Source organism: Streptomyces sp. NPDC037013 (genome assembly GCF_055607265.1).
The window spans coordinates 15,614-30,126 of the sequence record NZ_JBVJRV010000013.1 but is presented as its reverse complement, the minus strand read 5'-3'; the positions used below and the strand labels follow the sequence as shown (position 1 = coordinate 30,126).

Annotated in this window: 11 protein-coding genes; 8 read left to right on the top strand and 3 right to left on the bottom strand. The window is 73.2% G+C overall.

The features are described 5' to 3' along the window. Positions 1 to 48: 48 nt before the first annotated feature. Together ACZ7DY_RS36090 and ACZ7DY_RS36085 are read right to left on the bottom strand one after the other, a co-directional pair. Positions 49 to 1,077, bottom strand: coding sequence for a phosphatase PAP2 family protein (locus ACZ7DY_RS36090; protein ID WP_471143382.1), 1,029 nt, complete (start codon positions 1,075 to 1,077; stop codon positions 49 to 51). 248 nt (positions 1,078 to 1,325) lie between these two features. Continuing rightward, on the bottom strand, positions 1,326 to 2,474 hold the full coding sequence (locus tag ACZ7DY_RS36085) for a hypothetical protein (protein ID WP_471143380.1): 1,149 nt from the start codon (positions 2,472 to 2,474) through the stop codon (positions 1,326 to 1,328). A 232-nt stretch (positions 2,475 to 2,706) separates the two neighbouring features. On the opposite strand from ACZ7DY_RS36085, the gene ACZ7DY_RS36080 reads away from it, so the two are divergent. Together ACZ7DY_RS36080 and ACZ7DY_RS36075 are read left to right on the top strand one after the other, a co-directional pair. Beyond that, the gene (locus tag ACZ7DY_RS36080) at positions 2,707 to 4,332 is read left to right on the top strand and encodes an MFS transporter (RefSeq protein ID WP_471143377.1); all 1,626 of its coding nucleotides are present in this window, start codon (positions 2,707 to 2,709) and stop codon (positions 4,330 to 4,332) included. Positions 4,333 to 4,465: 133 nt separating this feature from the next. Next, positions 4,466 to 5,662 (top strand): acyl-CoA dehydrogenase family protein, encoded by a 1,197-nt coding sequence (locus tag ACZ7DY_RS36075; protein ID WP_471143374.1) that lies wholly within the window; start codon positions 4,466 to 4,468, stop codon positions 5,660 to 5,662. A gap of 12 nt (positions 5,663 to 5,674) precedes the next feature. Here the strand turns inward: ACZ7DY_RS36075 and ACZ7DY_RS36070 are convergent, their stop codons facing one another. Continuing rightward, positions 5,675 to 6,124: a cell division protein SepF gene (locus tag ACZ7DY_RS36070; RefSeq protein WP_471143372.1), complete on the bottom strand. Its 450-nt coding sequence runs from the start codon at positions 6,122 to 6,124 to the stop codon at positions 5,675 to 5,677. Between the two features lie 292 nt (positions 6,125 to 6,416). Between ACZ7DY_RS36070 and ACZ7DY_RS36065 the strand changes: the two genes are divergently transcribed. From ACZ7DY_RS36065 to ACZ7DY_RS36040, 6 genes are all read left to right on the top strand, one after another. Further along, entirely contained in the window at positions 6,417 to 7,757 is a 1,341-nt protein-coding gene (locus ACZ7DY_RS36065) for a DUF5685 family protein (protein WP_471143371.1), read from the top strand. Between the two features lie 431 nt (positions 7,758 to 8,188). Further along, positions 8,189 to 10,036 carry an FAD/NAD(P)-binding protein gene (locus tag ACZ7DY_RS36060; protein WP_471143368.1) on the top strand — a complete coding sequence of 616 codons (1,848 nt, stop codon included), beginning with the start codon at positions 8,189 to 8,191 and terminating at the stop codon, positions 10,034 to 10,036. 100 nt (positions 10,037 to 10,136) lie between these two features. Then, complete coding sequence (locus ACZ7DY_RS36055; RefSeq protein ID WP_471143365.1) at positions 10,137 to 11,219, top strand: LLM class flavin-dependent oxidoreductase; 1,083 nt, start codon at positions 10,137 to 10,139, stop codon at positions 11,217 to 11,219. Then, positions 11,216 to 12,517: an NtaA/DmoA family FMN-dependent monooxygenase gene (locus ACZ7DY_RS36050; RefSeq protein ID WP_471143363.1), complete on the top strand. Its 1,302-nt coding sequence runs from the start codon at positions 11,216 to 11,218 to the stop codon at positions 12,515 to 12,517. The genes ACZ7DY_RS36055 and ACZ7DY_RS36050 overlap by 4 nt, the downstream gene beginning before the upstream one ends. 5 nt (positions 12,518 to 12,522) lie before the next feature. Then, complete coding sequence (locus tag ACZ7DY_RS36045; RefSeq protein WP_471143360.1) at positions 12,523 to 13,344, top strand: DUF1684 domain-containing protein; 822 nt, start codon at positions 12,523 to 12,525, stop codon at positions 13,342 to 13,344. 253 nt (positions 13,345 to 13,597) lie between these two features. Continuing rightward, positions 13,598 to 14,503, top strand: a complete 906-nt coding sequence (locus ACZ7DY_RS36040) for a S1 family peptidase (RefSeq protein WP_471143357.1) — start codon at positions 13,598 to 13,600, stop codon at positions 14,501 to 14,503. The last annotated feature ends 10 nt before the right edge of the window (positions 14,504 to 14,513 follow it).

Genomic DNA, 14,513 nt, shown 5'->3' with positions numbered 1-14,513 from the left:
TCGCGGTGCGGGGGATGGGCTGTGCGTACCGCCCCCGCTGTCCCTGTGTCAGCCGCCCGCCACCGGCCGCGGCGACGTGGTGCCGCGCGACGTGCGGTCGGAGTGCGGCGGTCGGCGGCTGCCCGCCGGGGTGACCGGGGTGCGCTCGGAGCGGGCGGTGTGCGGGCCCGGCGCCAGGTACGCCGTCGGGCGTGCGGGGCGTCCGGCGCCGACCGGCTCGCGCGCCGGGATGCCGTCGTCGACGGCCGGGCGCTGCGGGACCATCGCGGGGGCGCCGACCGGCACGGGCTCCGGCCCCGGCACGGTGATGACGCCGGCGCGGCGGGCGCGCCAGGCCTCGCGGACGCTGAAGATGGTGGCCTCGACGCGGGCGATCAGCGTCTCGAACCAGGGCAGCGCGAGCAGGATGAGCAGGCCCGCGGCCCAGCCGAGGAGGACGTCGCTGAGCCAGTGCGTACCGAGGTAGACGGTGGTGAGGCCGACGCTCAGGGAGACCACCGCGGAGAGCGCCGACAGATAGCGGCGGGTGCGCGGGGTGGAGGCGAGATAGGCCAGGATTCCCCAGGTCACGACGGCGTTGGCGGTGTGGCCGGAGGGGAATATATCGCCGCCGAGCCACATCTCGTTCGAGCCGATCGCGGTGGCGTAGTGCGGGCCGAGGCGGCCCATGCCGAGCTTGGCGGCGCCCACGGTGATGTTGAGCAGGAGCAGTGCGGCACCGAACATCAGGAGCGGGCGCAGGGTGTGCTGCCGCCAGGAGCGCCAGCCGAGCCAGGCCGCGACCATGACGGCGGTCGGGCCGCGCTGGCCGAGGACGACCCAGTAGTCGAGGAAGGCGTGGATCTCCGGCCACTGCTGGTAGGGCCGGAAGAACATGACCTGCCAGTCGAAGCGGACCAGCCACGAGGTGGTCAGCACGGCGACGACGATGGCCAGGTAGAAGGCGAGGGTCGCGCTGAAGAGCACGACCCTGTGCCGGCTCATCCTCGGCACATCGAGGTGGGCCGGTCGTTCCGGCTCACGGTCCAGCCGGGCGAAGACCCGGTCAAGACGGGTGAGGTTTCGTTCGGTACGCACCCAATCGACGTTACAGCGAGTGAGTGGGGCACTAGGCCGAATCAGTGGCTTTGTGATGACGATGTGATGTGGGATTGATCTCAGGACGGACTTTATTCCGCGGGTTTCTTATTTCGCGGAGACCTCCTTGCCCAATTCGTTGATCATTTCCGGTGGCGTTTTATGGCTCTTATGAATTCGTTCACCGGGTGCTGGCGTGGAATTGGCCGTTCGGTCGCCGGCGGACCGCGGAAACGATCATGACGTGATCAGGGCGGGCCCGAGCCGTGCAGCCAGAACGCCCCGTAGACCGCGCTCACCACGGCCGCGCACCCCAGGATCAGCGCCGACCTGGACGTACGCAGCCGGGCCAGGGCCACCGCGACCGGCAGCAGGAGCGGGAAGGCGGGCATCAGGAGCCGCGGCTTCGAGCCGAAGTAGCCGGCCGCGCACAGCGCGAGGACGACGACGATCCCCGTATAGACGAGCAGGGGCAGCGGCTGCCCGCGACGCACACCGAGGACGTACAGCCAGACCACCAGGGCCACCCCGGCGATGAGGCCGAGCCCCGCGAAGGCGCCCGGCACCGACGTGAACTTCTCCCCGACGAAGCGGGCGAAGGCATAGCCGAAGTCGAAGCCGTTGCCCCAGCCCGCCTGGACGTCGAGATAGCCGAAGAGGCCGCCGCCGGTGCGGTGGCCGACCCACAGCACGTAGGCCGCGGCGCCGAGCGGGGCCAGCAGCACGCCGAGGACCGTGCGCCACGAGGCCCGCCGCTCGCGGCGGATCCGCACGGCCGCCGCCACCCAGACCGCGGCCACCACCGCGGCGCCCACCGGCCGGGTCAGCCCGGCGAGGGAGGCGAGCAGGCCCGCCGCCACCCAGCGGTCCGTGAGCACCGCGTACAGCGACCAGGCCGCGAGCGCCGTGAACAGGGACTCGCTGTACGCCATCGACTGCACGATGCCGACCGGCAGGACCGCCCACAGCGCCACCGCGCAGATCCCCGCCCGCCGCCCGTGGACATGGTCGGCGACCGCGAAGATCCCCGCGGCCGCGAAGAGCGAGGCGAGCCAGCTCACCACCAGACCCGCGTCGGCCCAGGAGAGGGGGGAGACCGCGGAGACGAACCGTTCCAGCCACGGCAGCAGGGGGAAGAAGGCGAGGTTCGAGTGGACGCTGCCGTCCGGGAGCCTCACCTCCCAGCCGTATCCGTGCTCGGCGACGCGGGTGTACCAGAGCGAGTCCCAGCGGGCGCTCAGCAGGGTGTGCGGGCTCTTGCCGGCGGCCGCGCCCCAGGCCGCGAGCGCGGCCAGGCCCAGTGCGCGCACCCCGGCGTAGACGAGGAGCGCGGGCGCGGCGCGGCGCGGCGCGTGGCCGGCCGGGGACGGCCGGAGGCGTTGATCAAGATCGGTCACGGGCTCGATTATCGGCCGCCGGGGGAACCGGACGCCGCCGCGGGGCGTGGACGAGGGGCAGGGGCGTGGCGCACACCACACCGCATCCGTGCAACCGTGAGAGGTCCACCACGCGCCCCCGGCGCGCACTCGCGTACTCTGACGGCTCACTCGCCTTTGTCTGCGCCGCCCGAGCAGGGAGTCCACACATCCCGCCCGCCGCCGACGCGAGGGACCACTGGGAGGTACGCACATGTCCGGGACGACCACGGCCGCAGCACCGCAGGGCCGTCGGGGATCCGGGGCCGGTGCCGGGGCCAACCGCTGGCTCGTGCTCGTCGTCCTCTGCGTCAGCCTGCTGCTGGTCGCCGTCGACGCCACCGTGCTGCACGTCGCGGTGCCCGCGGTCACCGAGGACCTGAAGCCGGGCGCGATCGAGCTGCTGTGGATCGTCGACATCTATCCGCTGGTCTGCGCCGCGCTCCTCATCCTCTTCGGCACGCTCGGCGACCGGGTCGGCCGCAGACGCGTCCTCCTCCTCGGCTACGCCCTCTTCGGCGTCGCCTCGGCGGTCGCCGCCCTCGCGGAGAACGCGCAGATCCTCATAGCGGCCCGCGCGCTGCTCGGCGTCGGCGGCGCGATGATCATGCCCGCCACCCTCTCGATCCTGCGGCAGGTCTTTCCCGACCGGCGCGAGCGCGCCCTCGCCATCGGCATCTGGAGCGCGGTGGCCGCGGTCGGCGCGGCCGTCGGCCCGCTGCTCGGCGGGTTCCTCCTGGAGCACTTCTGGTGGGGCTCGGTCTTCCTCATAAACATCCCGCTGATGCTCGTCAGCCTGCCCATCGGGCGCTGGCTGCTGCCCGAGTCGACGGGGGACAGGAACGGGCCGTGGGACGTGGTCGGCGCGCTGATGGCCGCGGCCGGGCTCTTCGCCGTCGTGCTCGGCGTCAAACGGCTCGGCGGCGGCGAGTCGCCGCTCGGCCCCACGACCCTCCTCTCCCTCGCCATAGGCGGCGCGCTGCTCGCCGGCTTCGTCCGCAGGCAGCGGCGGCGCCGGTATCCGCTGGTCGACCTGTCGATGTTCGGCCGGCCCGCGTTCAGCACCTCGGTGGGGTGCATCGTCCTCGCCATGCTCGCCCTCGTGGGGCTCGAGCTGATCGCCGCCCAGTACCTGCAGCTGGTCCTCGGCCTCTCCCCGCTGGAGACGGGGCTGCGCCTGCTTCCCCTTACCGTCGCCGCGATGGCCGCGGGCCTGGCCGGCTCGAAACTGCTCTGCGGCCTCGGCCCGCGCACCATGGTCTGCGCCGGCTTCTGCCTCACCGCCTTCGCCGTGGTGCTCCTCACCGGCATGGGCGGCCACGCCAACGACGCGCTGCTGCTCGCCGGGTTCGTGCTGCTCGGCTTCGGCCTGGAGACCACCCTCTTCGGTGCGTACGAGTCGATGCTGAGCGAGGCCCCGCAGGACCAGGCGGGCGGCGCGGCGGCGATCGGCGAGACCTCCTACCAGCTGGGCGCGGGCATCGGCATCGCCCTGCTCGGCAGCGTGATGAACGCGGCCTACGCGCCGGGCCTCTCCTCGGTGCGGGGCGTGCCGGCCGCGGACAGCGCGGCGGCGAGCCACTCGCTCGGCGAGGCGTACGACGTCGCGGCGCGGCTCGGCGGCGGGTCGGGCGCGGCGCTGCGGGCCGCGGCACGGGACTCCTTCGTCCACGGGCTGCACGTGACCCTGCTGGTCAGCGCCGGGCTGTTGCTGCTGGGGGCGGTGGCGGCGCTGCGGCTGCCGCGCGTCATGGAGTGCGGGGCGCCGGCGCCCCGGCCCGAGCAGGAGGTGCCGGCCCCCCGCGACTCCGGTCGGGTCCGGGCGGAGTCGCTCCGCTGAGGGACCCCGTCGGGGCGGGGTCAGGGCGGCCCGCCGGCCGGGGGCCCGCCTCTGGACGTGCGACACACTGCGTGCGTAACGTCAGCGCGAGCCGTTGACTACCACCGCTAGTTTTGTGTCGCCGGAGGCCCGCATGTCCGCAAGCGCCCGCACCCCTCTGCCGCCCTTCGACCCCGCCGATCCGCTCGGCGTCGACGACCTCCTGGACGCGGAGGACCTCGCGATCCGGGACACCGTCCGCACCTGGGCGAACGACCGGGTCCTGCCGCACATCGCCGACTGGTACGAGAAGGGCGAGCTGCCCGGCATCCGCGAGCTGGCCAGGGAGCTCGGTTCCATCGGGGCGCTCGGCATGTCCCTGGAGGGGTACGGCTGCGCGGGCGCGAGCGCGGTCCAGTACGGCCTTGCCTGCCTGGAACTGGAGGCGGCCGACTCCGGCATCCGCTCCCTCGTCTCCGTGCAGGGCTCCCTCGCCATGTACGCCATCCACCGCTTCGGCTCCGAGGAGCAGAAGCGGCGCTGGCTGCCCGGCATGGCCGCCGGCGAGATCATCGGCTGTTTCGGCCTGACCGAGCCCGACCACGGTTCCGACCCCGCCTCCATGCGGACGCACGCCAAGAAGGACGGGACGGACTGGGTCCTCACCGGGCGCAAGATGTGGATCACCAACGGTTCGGTGGCCGGCGTCGCCGTCGTCTGGGCGCAGACCGACGACGGCATCAGGGGCTTCGTCGTACCGACCGACGCGCCGGGCTTCTCGGCGCCCGAGATCCGGCACAAGTGGTCACTGCGCGCGAGCGTCACCAGTGAGCTGGTCCTCGACGAGGTGCGGCTGCCCGCGGACGCCGTGCTGCCCGAGGTCACCGGGCTCAAGGGCCCGCTGAGCTGTCTCTCCCACGCCCGCTACGGCATCGTCTGGGGAGCCATGGGCGCGGCCCGCTCCTCCTTCGAGGCGGCGGTGGAGTACGCGAAGTCCCGCGAGCAGTTCGGCCGGCCCATCGGCGGCTTCCAGCTCACCCAGGCCAAGCTCGCCGACATGGCGGTCGAGCTGCACAAGGGCATCCTGCTCGCCCACCACCTGGGGCGGCGCCTGGACGCGGGCAGGCTCCGTCCCGAACAGATCAGCTTCGGCAAGCTCAACAACACGCGGGAGGCGATCGAGATCTGCCGCACGGCCAGGACGATCCTGGGCGCCAACGGGATCTCGCTCGAGTACCCCGTCATGCGGCATGCGACGAACCTCGAGTCGGTGCTCACCTACGAGGGCACCGTCGAGATGCATCAGCTGGTACTGGGCAAGGCGCTCACCGGTCTCGACGCGTTCCGGTGAGCGGCCCTGCCCCTAGCTCTGGTTGAAGAAGCCGTCCGAGGGGCGGCTGGTGGCCTCGCCGTTGACGATGTGCGTGTCGGCGGGGGTGAGCAGGAAGACCCGTGTGGCCACCCGCTCGATCGAACCGCGCAGGCCGAAGGTGAGACCGGCCGCGAAGTCGACCACGCGCTTTGCATCGGTGGGCTCCATGGACGTGAGGTTCATGATGACCGGGACGCCGTCCCGGAAGAGCTCGCCGATGGCGCGCGCGTCCCGGAAGCTGTCCGGGGTCACGGTCCCGATCCTGCGCTCTTCCTCTCCGGCAGGCTCGGGCGCCACCCGCCCCCGCGGGTCGGTGACCCAGGCCTCCGGCTGGTCGGGCCCTTCGTCCCGGTCGTCTTCGTAGCCGTCGTCGTAGTAACGCTCGTTGTGGTCGTCGTCGACGAGGCCAAGCCAAGCACTCGCCTTGCGCACCGATCCCATGGACGCCTCCTCTCACAGCGGTTTCCCTGGATTCCGCATCCCTATCGTCGTCCATGATGCGGATGATGCGCCAAGTGGATAGTCGCCGCGCGGGGTTTTCGTGACGGTACTGGTGCAGAGTCAACACGCCGTCGTGCGGTGCGCTCCAAGGGTCGTGCTGTGTACGGCTGCTGACTGTGAGTGAAATATGATTCTTCACGGCGTATGGGTGACGGCCGGTGCGTACGGGTGAACGGAGCCGTCGCTACGATGCGCGGAGTTGATCGGATCCGGGCCTCTCGGGGGAGACGTCGTGTTCGGAATAGTCAGGCCCTGCAGTCATCGTCTCGGTGAGGGACTCAAGACCCAGTGGATGGCGCACCTGTGCGGGCTCTGCCTCGCGCTGCGCGGCGACCACGGGCAGTTCGCCCGCGTCGTGACCAACTACGACGGGCTCATCATCTCGGTCCTGACGGAGGCTCAGGCCGAGCGGTCCACCGGGTGGCGGCGCACCGCGGGGCCCTGCCCGCTGCGGGGCATGCGGACCGCCTCCGTCGCGCGGGGCGAGGGTGCGCGGCTCGCCGCCGCCGTCTCGCTGGTGCTCGCCTCCGCCAAGATCCGTGACCATGTCGTCGACGGCGACGGCCTCCTGGCGCGCAGGCCGGTGGCGGTCGCCGCCCGCCGCGTGGCCCGGGGCTGGGACAGGGCCGGTGCGCGGACCGGCGCCGATGTGGGCTTCGACACGGCGGTCCTGGTCGACGCCGTCGAACGGCAGGCAGGCCTGGAGGCCTTGGCCGGGCCCGGCACCTCACTGCTCACGGTCACCGAACCCACCGAGACCGCGACGGCGGCGGCCTTCGCGCACACCGCCGTGCTCGCCGGGCGGCCCGGCAACGCGGCGCCGCTCGCCGAGGCCGGCCGGCTCTTCGGCAGGCTCGCCCACCTGCTCGACGCCGTGGAGGACAAGGAAGCTGACGCCGCGTCGGGTGCCTGGAACCCGCTCACCGCGACCGGCACGCCCCTGCCCGAGGCGCGCCGGCTGGCCGACGACGCGCTGCACGGCATCCGGCTCGCACTGCGCGAGGTCGAGTTCACCGACGGCAAGCTGGCGCACATGCTGCTCGCGCACGAGCTGAGCAGGTCGGTCGACCGCGCCTTCGGCACCGACGGGTGCGGCCACGCACACCAGGTGACGGCGCATCAGGGCGACGGCGCGTTCGGGCCGCCGCAGCAGGGCGGCCCGTACGGTGCTCCGCCGCAGGGCGGCCCGTACGGGAACCCTGCCGGTGGTCCGTACGGGTCGCAGAATCCGTACGGGTCGCAGAATCCTTATGGGGGCGGAGTGCCCGGCGGCTTCGGTGGTCCCGGAGGCTCCGGGCCGGGTGGTCCGGGCGGCCCGGGTGGTCCCGGCGGCTTCGGCGGTGGGCCCGCCTTCGATCCGCAGCCGCCGAAGCCCGGCAAGCGGGGCTTCTGGGCGGGGTGTGCCGTCGCCATCGGACTCTGCTGCACCTGCAAGGTGTGCTGCGCCGACCATTACGAGGGCCCGTGGTCGCGCAAGCGGCGGGAGGGCTGCTGCAACAACTGCGACTGCGGCTGCGACGGCGGGTGCTGCGAATGCTGCGAGTGCTGTTCCTGCTGCGACTGCGGGTTGTAGCGGTTCGTGGGCGAAGCGGTCGTACGAGGGGAGGGGTCGCCGCCCCCGGGCAGGGGGCGGCGGGGCGTGCGTGTGAAGGCGCGGGCGACGGCGTGCGCGGGCACGGCCGTCGGACCGGGAGTGAAGAGGGCGCGCGGGGCGCGCTTGCAGCGCGGCGGGCCGGCTCAGGAGGGCATCAACAGGACGCCGACCACACTCGACCGAGGTCGATGTGGGAGCGCGTGACCAGCCACTGCTGCGAATGCATGGGCCAAGTGGAACAGCCATCCGGTTCCGCGTCAACTGCCGTGAGACGCAAGGCCCACATCCTGGACGGCCTTGACAGCGTACGTGCGGCGAACCGTAATCTCGGGACCGGATCGTGCTGAGGGGCTCGGTCCGTGTGAAGGCGTCACCCGTGTTCGATCCCTGGTATCCACGGAGCCTTCCGCATGCCTTCCCGCACCTTTGCCGAGGCGGCGACCGCCCCGGCGCCCCGCCCGGCACTCTGTCCGCCCCCCGCGGGTGCCCCGCCCCGCCGCTCCCTCGTGATCGTCGGCGCCGGACCCCGCGGCACCGGAATCCTGGAGCGCCTCGCCGCCAACCTGCCCGATTTCTACGGCGGTCCCAGGCGGGCGCCCGGCGCCGGGGCCGCGTTCGACCTGCACCTCGTCGATCCTCATCCGCCGGGCGGCGGGCGTGTCTGGCGCCGTGAGCAGTCCCCGCTGCTCTGGATGAACTCGCAGGCCCAGGACGTCACCATGTTCACCGACGACACGGTGCGGATGGTGGGCCCCGTCCGGCCTGGCCCCGCCCTCCACGAGTGGGCCGGAACCGACGGGCGCTCCTTCCTCGGCCGCCGCCAACAGGGCGACTACCTGCGCTGGGTGTACGAGAGAGCCGTCGCAGCCCTGCCCCCGGGCGTCACCGTCCACCACCACCGGCGCCGGGCCGTGCGTCTGACCGGGACCCGGGGCGGCCGCCAGGAGGTGTTCCTCGAAGGCGCCGCGCACCCCCTCGCCGCCGACCTCGTCATCCTCGCCCAAGGGCACCTGGACGCCGAACCCGACGCGGAACAGGCCGAGTTGAGCGCCTACGCCGAGCGGCACGGACTCGTGCACCTGCCGCCCGACTTCACCGCCGACAGTGACCTGTCCCGGCTCGCGCCCGGCGCGCCCGTCCTGGTGCGCGGCTTCGGACTCGCCTTCGTCGACCTGATGGTGCTGCTCACCGAGGGGCGCGGCGGACGGCACGACAAGGACACGTACCACCCCTCGGGCCGTGAGCCCGTCCTGTACGTCGGCTCCCGGCGGGGCGTCCCCCACCTCTCGAAGATCGGCTACGACCTGACGGGCGGAGCGCCGCCGCTCCCTCGTCACCTGGGGCCCGGTCAGATCGACGAACTCCTCGCCAGGCCCGGCGGGTTCGACTTCCGGCGGGACGTATGGCCGCTCATCGAGAAGGAACTCGGCTTCGCCCACTACCACCGCCTCTTCACCGCCCACCCCGAGCGCACCCGGACCGCCTGGACGGACTTCGACGAGAAGTACGAGGCCTGCCCGCCCGGCGCGCCCGAACTGGACGCCCTCATCGCCTCCGCCGTACCCGACCCCGCCGACCGGCTCGACCTCGCGGCGCTCGACCGGCCCCTCGCCGGGACGCGGTACACCTCGTACGAAGAACTGCAGGCCGGGATGCGCGACCGCGTCACCGCGGACCTGACGCGCCGTCACGATCCCGCGCACAGCCCCGACCTCGCCGTCTTCCTCGCCCTGCTCTCCGTCTACGGGCAGGTGGTGCGGCTCGGCGACATCGGACCGTGGTGGCACGGCTTCTTCAGCCGTCTCGCCTCCGGGCCGCCCGGGCCACGGCTGCGGCAGCTGCTCGCCCTCTCGCGCGCCGGCGTCGTGCGGTTCCTCGGCGCGGATCTCCGGGTGCGGGCCGAGGACGGGGTGTTCCGCGCCGAGAGCCCCACCCTGCCCGGCCGGGTCACCGAGGCCCGCGCCCTCGTCGAGGCGCGGCTGCCCGGCTCCGACCTGGCCCGCACCCGCGACCCGCTGCTGCGCGCCCTGCACGCCGAGGGGGCCGCGTCGACCGCTTCGGGGCTCCTCGCCGTCGACCCGGCCGACGGGCGCGTTCTCGACCGCGCGGGCACGCCGCACCCGCGCCGCTTCGCGCTCGGCCCGCACACCGACGCCCGGGGCGCGGGCGCCTTCACCCGGCCGCGGACCGACAGCCCCACGTTCCGGCAGAACGACGCCACCGCGCGCGCCGTACTCGCATTCCTGCGCGCCCTCTGAGCCGCCGGCGCGATCCGCCGCGGCACCCGCCACCCCCCTCCCGGACCCCGGCCCGAGCCCAGCCCGAGCCGCGGCCACCCCTCGCAGAAAGGTTCAGCCGATGACCCACCGAGGAACCTGCGCCGGACCCCTCCATCTCGCCGCGGCCATCGACGTACCCGGCGCGTACGACGCGGACTCCTACGCCGAGCTGGCGCTGCTCGCCGAAGACGGGGCGCTGGACTTCGTGACGCTCCAGGACTCCTTCGCGCGGCCCGGACCCGACGCGCTCGCCGTGGCCGCCCGGCTCGCGCCCCGCACCGCACGCGTCGGCCTCGTACCGACCGTCACGACCACGCACACCGAGCCGTTCCACGTGCAGGCCGCCGTCGCCACCCTCGACTGGGTCAGCCACGGGCGGGCCGGCTGGCGGCTCGACGTATCGGCGACCGAGGCCGAGGCCGCACTCTTCGGGCGGCGCCGCGCCGCACCCCGCGAGGAGCTGTGGCGCGAGGCCGGCGAGGTCGCCGACGTCGCCGCCCGGCTCTGGGACAGCTGGCAGGACGACGCGGAGATACGGGACGCGGCGAGCGGACGCTTCATCGACCGCGACAAGCTGCACCACGTCGACTTCGTGGGGCGCTCCTTCTCGGTGCGGGGCCCCTCCATCGTGCCGCGGCCACCGCAGGGCCACCCGGTGAGGGTCGTCGACGCGACCGTGCCGCAGGCGCGCGAGACCGCCGCCCGGTACGCGGACGTGGCCCTGGTCCGCGCCTCGTCCGCCGAGCGTGCCGGTGCCGCCCGGGCCGAACTGCGCGCCCTGGCCGCCCGGTTCGGCCGCGACCCGGGGACGCTGCGGGTGTTCGCCGCACTCGACGTCGACCTCGGCGGCGGCGAGCACGCGGCGGAACCAGGGCACGGCGGGGGACCGCTGCCCACCGCCGAGGGGCCCGCCTACCGTGGCGGCCCCGTCGACCTGGCCGACCTGGTCGCCGGCTGGCACCGCGCGGGCGCCGTCGACGGCTTCCACCTCACGCCCGTCGAGCCGCGCCGCGACCTGGAGCGGCTCGTCAACGGCACCGTCGCGCTGCTCCAGCACCGCGGCCTGTTCCGCACCTTCTACCCGGGCAGCACGCTCCGCGAGCACCTGGGTCTCGCCCGGCCCGCCAACCGCTACGCCGCGCTCACCGGGGAGTCCGCATGACCGGCCACCACCGGCAGATCCATCTGGCCGCCCACTTCCCCGGCGTCAACAGCACCACCGTCTGGTCCGATCCGCGGTCCGGCTCGCACATCGACTTCTCGTCCTTCGCCGCGCTCGCCCGCACCGCCGAGCGTGGCCTCTTCGACTTCTTCTTCCTCGCCGAGGGGCTGCGCCTGCGCGAGCACAAGGGGCGCATCCACGACCTGGACGTCGTCGGCCGGCCCGAGTCCCTGACCCTCCTGAACGCGCTGGCCGCCGTCACCGAGCGGCTCGGCCTCGCGGGCACCGTCAACACCACCTTCAACGAACCCTTCGAGCTGGCCCGCAGATTCGCCTCGCTCGACCACCTGAGCGCGGGCCGCGCAGCCTGGAACGTCGTCACCACCTCGGACGCCTTCACCGGCGAGAACTTCCGCCGCGGCGGCTACCTCGACCCCGCCGACCGCTACACCCGCGCCGCCGAGTTCCTCGCCACCGCGCGCGAGCTGTGGGACTCCTGGACGCCCGGGGGCAGGGCGCGGCCCTTCGCGCACCACGGGCGGCACTTCACGATCGAGGGGGAGTTCACCCTCCCGCGCTCCCCGCAGGGGCACCCCGTCGTGATCCAGGCGGGGGACTCGCCCGAGGGCCGGGAGTTCGCCGCGTCCGCAGCCGACGTAATCTTCACCCGGCACGGCACACCGGAGGCGGGCCGCGCCTTCCACGCCGACGTCAAGGGCCGCCTCGCACGGTACGGACGGACCGCCGACGAGCTGCTGATCATGCCCGGGATCACCTGGGTCCTCGGCGACACCGCGGCCGAGGCGCAGGAGAAGGCCGCCGAGATCCGCCGTGACCAGGTCACCCCGCAGAACGCGATCGTCGCCCTCGAACAGGTCTGGGGCGTGGACCTCTCCGCGTACGACCCGGACGGGCCGCTGCCCGACTTCGACCCGGACCCCACGGCCGAACTGGCCCGGGGCCGGGTGCGGATCGCCGACCGGATGGCGGTCGCCGGGAAGTGGCGGGCCCTCGCCGAGGCCAAGGGGCTCTCCATCCGGCAGACCGTCATCGAGACGACCGCCCGTCAGTCCTTCATCGGCACCCCGGACACGGTCGCCGCCGAACTGGTGGAGGCCGTGCGCACCCGCGCCGCCGACGGCTTCATCCTCATCCCGCACCTCACCCCCGGCGGCCTCGACGACTTCGTCGACCGGGTGGTGCCGCTGCTCCAGGAGCGCGGGGCGTTCCGGACGGAGTACGGCGGCACGACGCTCCGCTCCCACCTCGGGCTGCGTGAGCCGGTATGGAAGGGTTGATCCCCATGAGCACCGAGAACACCCACCGCGCCGCCGACGGGACCACGGACGCCGCGCGGGAGTGGCAGCACTGGCACGAGCAGCGGACGGAGACGGTGTCCGCCCCCTACGGGCCGCTCTCCCTCACCGGCACGCACTGGCTCGCCGACCATCCCGACGAACACCTCCCCGGGATCCCCGGCCGGTGGACGGAGGCGGGCGACGAGGTCGTCCTCGTCGCGGGCCCCGACGACGGCCTCACCGTCGACGGCCGCCCCCTGGCCGGCGAGGCGCGGCTGCGCGCCGACACCGCGCCGATCGCCGACGCCCGCGTCGCGCACGGCCGGCGCCGCCTCGTCGTCATGCGGCGCGAAGGCCTCTGGGCGGTACGCGACTTCGACCCGGACGCCGTCGCGCGCCACACCTTCCGGGGCATCGAGGCCACCGCGTACGACGCCCGCTGGGCCGTGCCCGGACGCTTCACGCCGTACGGCGAGGGCCGCACCGTCACCGTCGGCAACGCGGACGGCAAGGAGCGCGGCCTCGGTCTCGACGGCGAACTCTCCTTCCGCCTCGGGGGAGTCGAGCACACCCTCCAGGTGAGCGTGGAGGGCGACGGCTCCCTGTGGGCCGTCTTCGCGGACGCCACCAGCGGCACGACCAGCCACCGCTTCCGCTTCCTGCGGCCCGCCGCGCCCGGCCCCGACGGGCGCACGACGGTGGACTTCAACCGCGCGCTGCTGCCCCCGTGCGCCTTCGCCGAGCACTTCATCTGTCCCTTCCCGCCGCCCGGCAACACCCTCGTCACCGAGATCGCGGCAGGCGAGCGGAACCTCCGCGACGCCTGAGACGTCGGAGCCCACAAAGGGACGACTGCCCTGCCCCGGTGGCGTACGACAGGTACGGGACCCACCGGGGCGGGCCGACGTGTATCGGTCGGCGGCCGAAAGGCGCCCTTGTGCGGCCGGTGCCCGCCCCCCAATACTCCCGAGCAGCGCTTGTCAGGAGCACGGCATATCCGGAACCCCGGCTTGCTCTTTGGCTGCGCCTCACGGGTCTTCAACCCGCAAAGACCCACTGACTTCCCTCGGGAGGAACAACGTGAGGATCAAGCGCACCATCCCCCGCAGTGGCATATCGAGACACCCCCGCATGCTGGCCCTGGCCACCGGCCTCGTGGCCGCCGGAGCGCTCGCCGTACCCGCGGCCAACGCACAGGACGCCCCGGCCACCTTCAGCGCGAACCAGCTCGAACAGGCCAGCGACGCCGTGCTCGGCGCGGACGTCGCGGGCACCGCCTGGGGCGTCGACGCGAAGACCAAGAAGGTCGTCGTCACCGTCGACAGCACGGTCTCCGCGTCCGAGATCGCCGAGCTCAAGGACGCGGCCGGTGCCAACGCCGGTGCCCTGAAGATCGAGCGGACCCCGGGCAAGTTCCAGAAGTACATCTCCGGCGGCGACGCCATCTACGCGGACAGCTGGCGCTGTTCGCTCGGCTTCAACGTGCGCAACAGCGCCGGTACCTATTACTTCCTCACCGCCGGGCACTGCACCGACGGCGCGGGCACCTGGTGGGCCAACTCGTCGAAGACCACCGTGCTCGGCACCACGGCCGGCTCCAGCTTCCCGACCAACGACTACGGCATCGTCCGGTACACCAACAGCTCGATCACCAAGTCCGGCACCGTGGGCAGCCAGGACATCACCGGGGCAGCCGATCCCACCGTCGGCCAGACCGTCACGCGGCGCGGTTCCACGACCGGCATCCACAGCGGCCGGGTCACCGCGCTGAACCAGACCGTCAACTACGGCGGCGGCGACGTCGTCTACGGCATGATCAAGACCACGGTCTGTGCCGAGCCGGGCGACAGCGGCGGCCCCCTGTACGCGGGCTCCACGGCGCTGGGCCTGACCTCCGGCGGCAGCGGCAACTGCTCCTCGGGCGGCACGACCTTCTTCCAGCCGGTCACCGAGGCGCTGCGCGCGTACAACGTCAGCGTCTACTGATCCCCGCGCA

Coding starts and splice junctions, on each gene's coding strand:
- ACZ7DY_RS36080 (WP_471143377.1), top strand. CDS start 2,707: ATGTCCGGGACGACCACGGCCGCAGCACCGCAGGGCCGTCGGGGATCC.
- ACZ7DY_RS36075 (WP_471143374.1), top strand. CDS start 4,466: ATGTCCGCAAGCGCCCGCACCCCTCTGCCGCCCTTCGACCCCGCCGAT.
- ACZ7DY_RS36070 (WP_471143372.1), bottom strand. CDS start 6,124: ATGGGATCGGTGCGCAAGGCGAGTGCTTGGCTTGGCCTCGTCGACGAC.
- ACZ7DY_RS36060 (WP_471143368.1), top strand. CDS start 8,189: ATGCCTTCCCGCACCTTTGCCGAGGCGGCGACCGCCCCGGCGCCCCGC.
- ACZ7DY_RS36055 (WP_471143365.1), top strand. CDS start 10,137: ATGACCCACCGAGGAACCTGCGCCGGACCCCTCCATCTCGCCGCGGCC.
- ACZ7DY_RS36050 (WP_471143363.1), top strand. CDS start 11,216: ATGACCGGCCACCACCGGCAGATCCATCTGGCCGCCCACTTCCCCGGC.
- ACZ7DY_RS36045 (WP_471143360.1), top strand. CDS start 12,523: ATGAGCACCGAGAACACCCACCGCGCCGCCGACGGGACCACGGACGCC.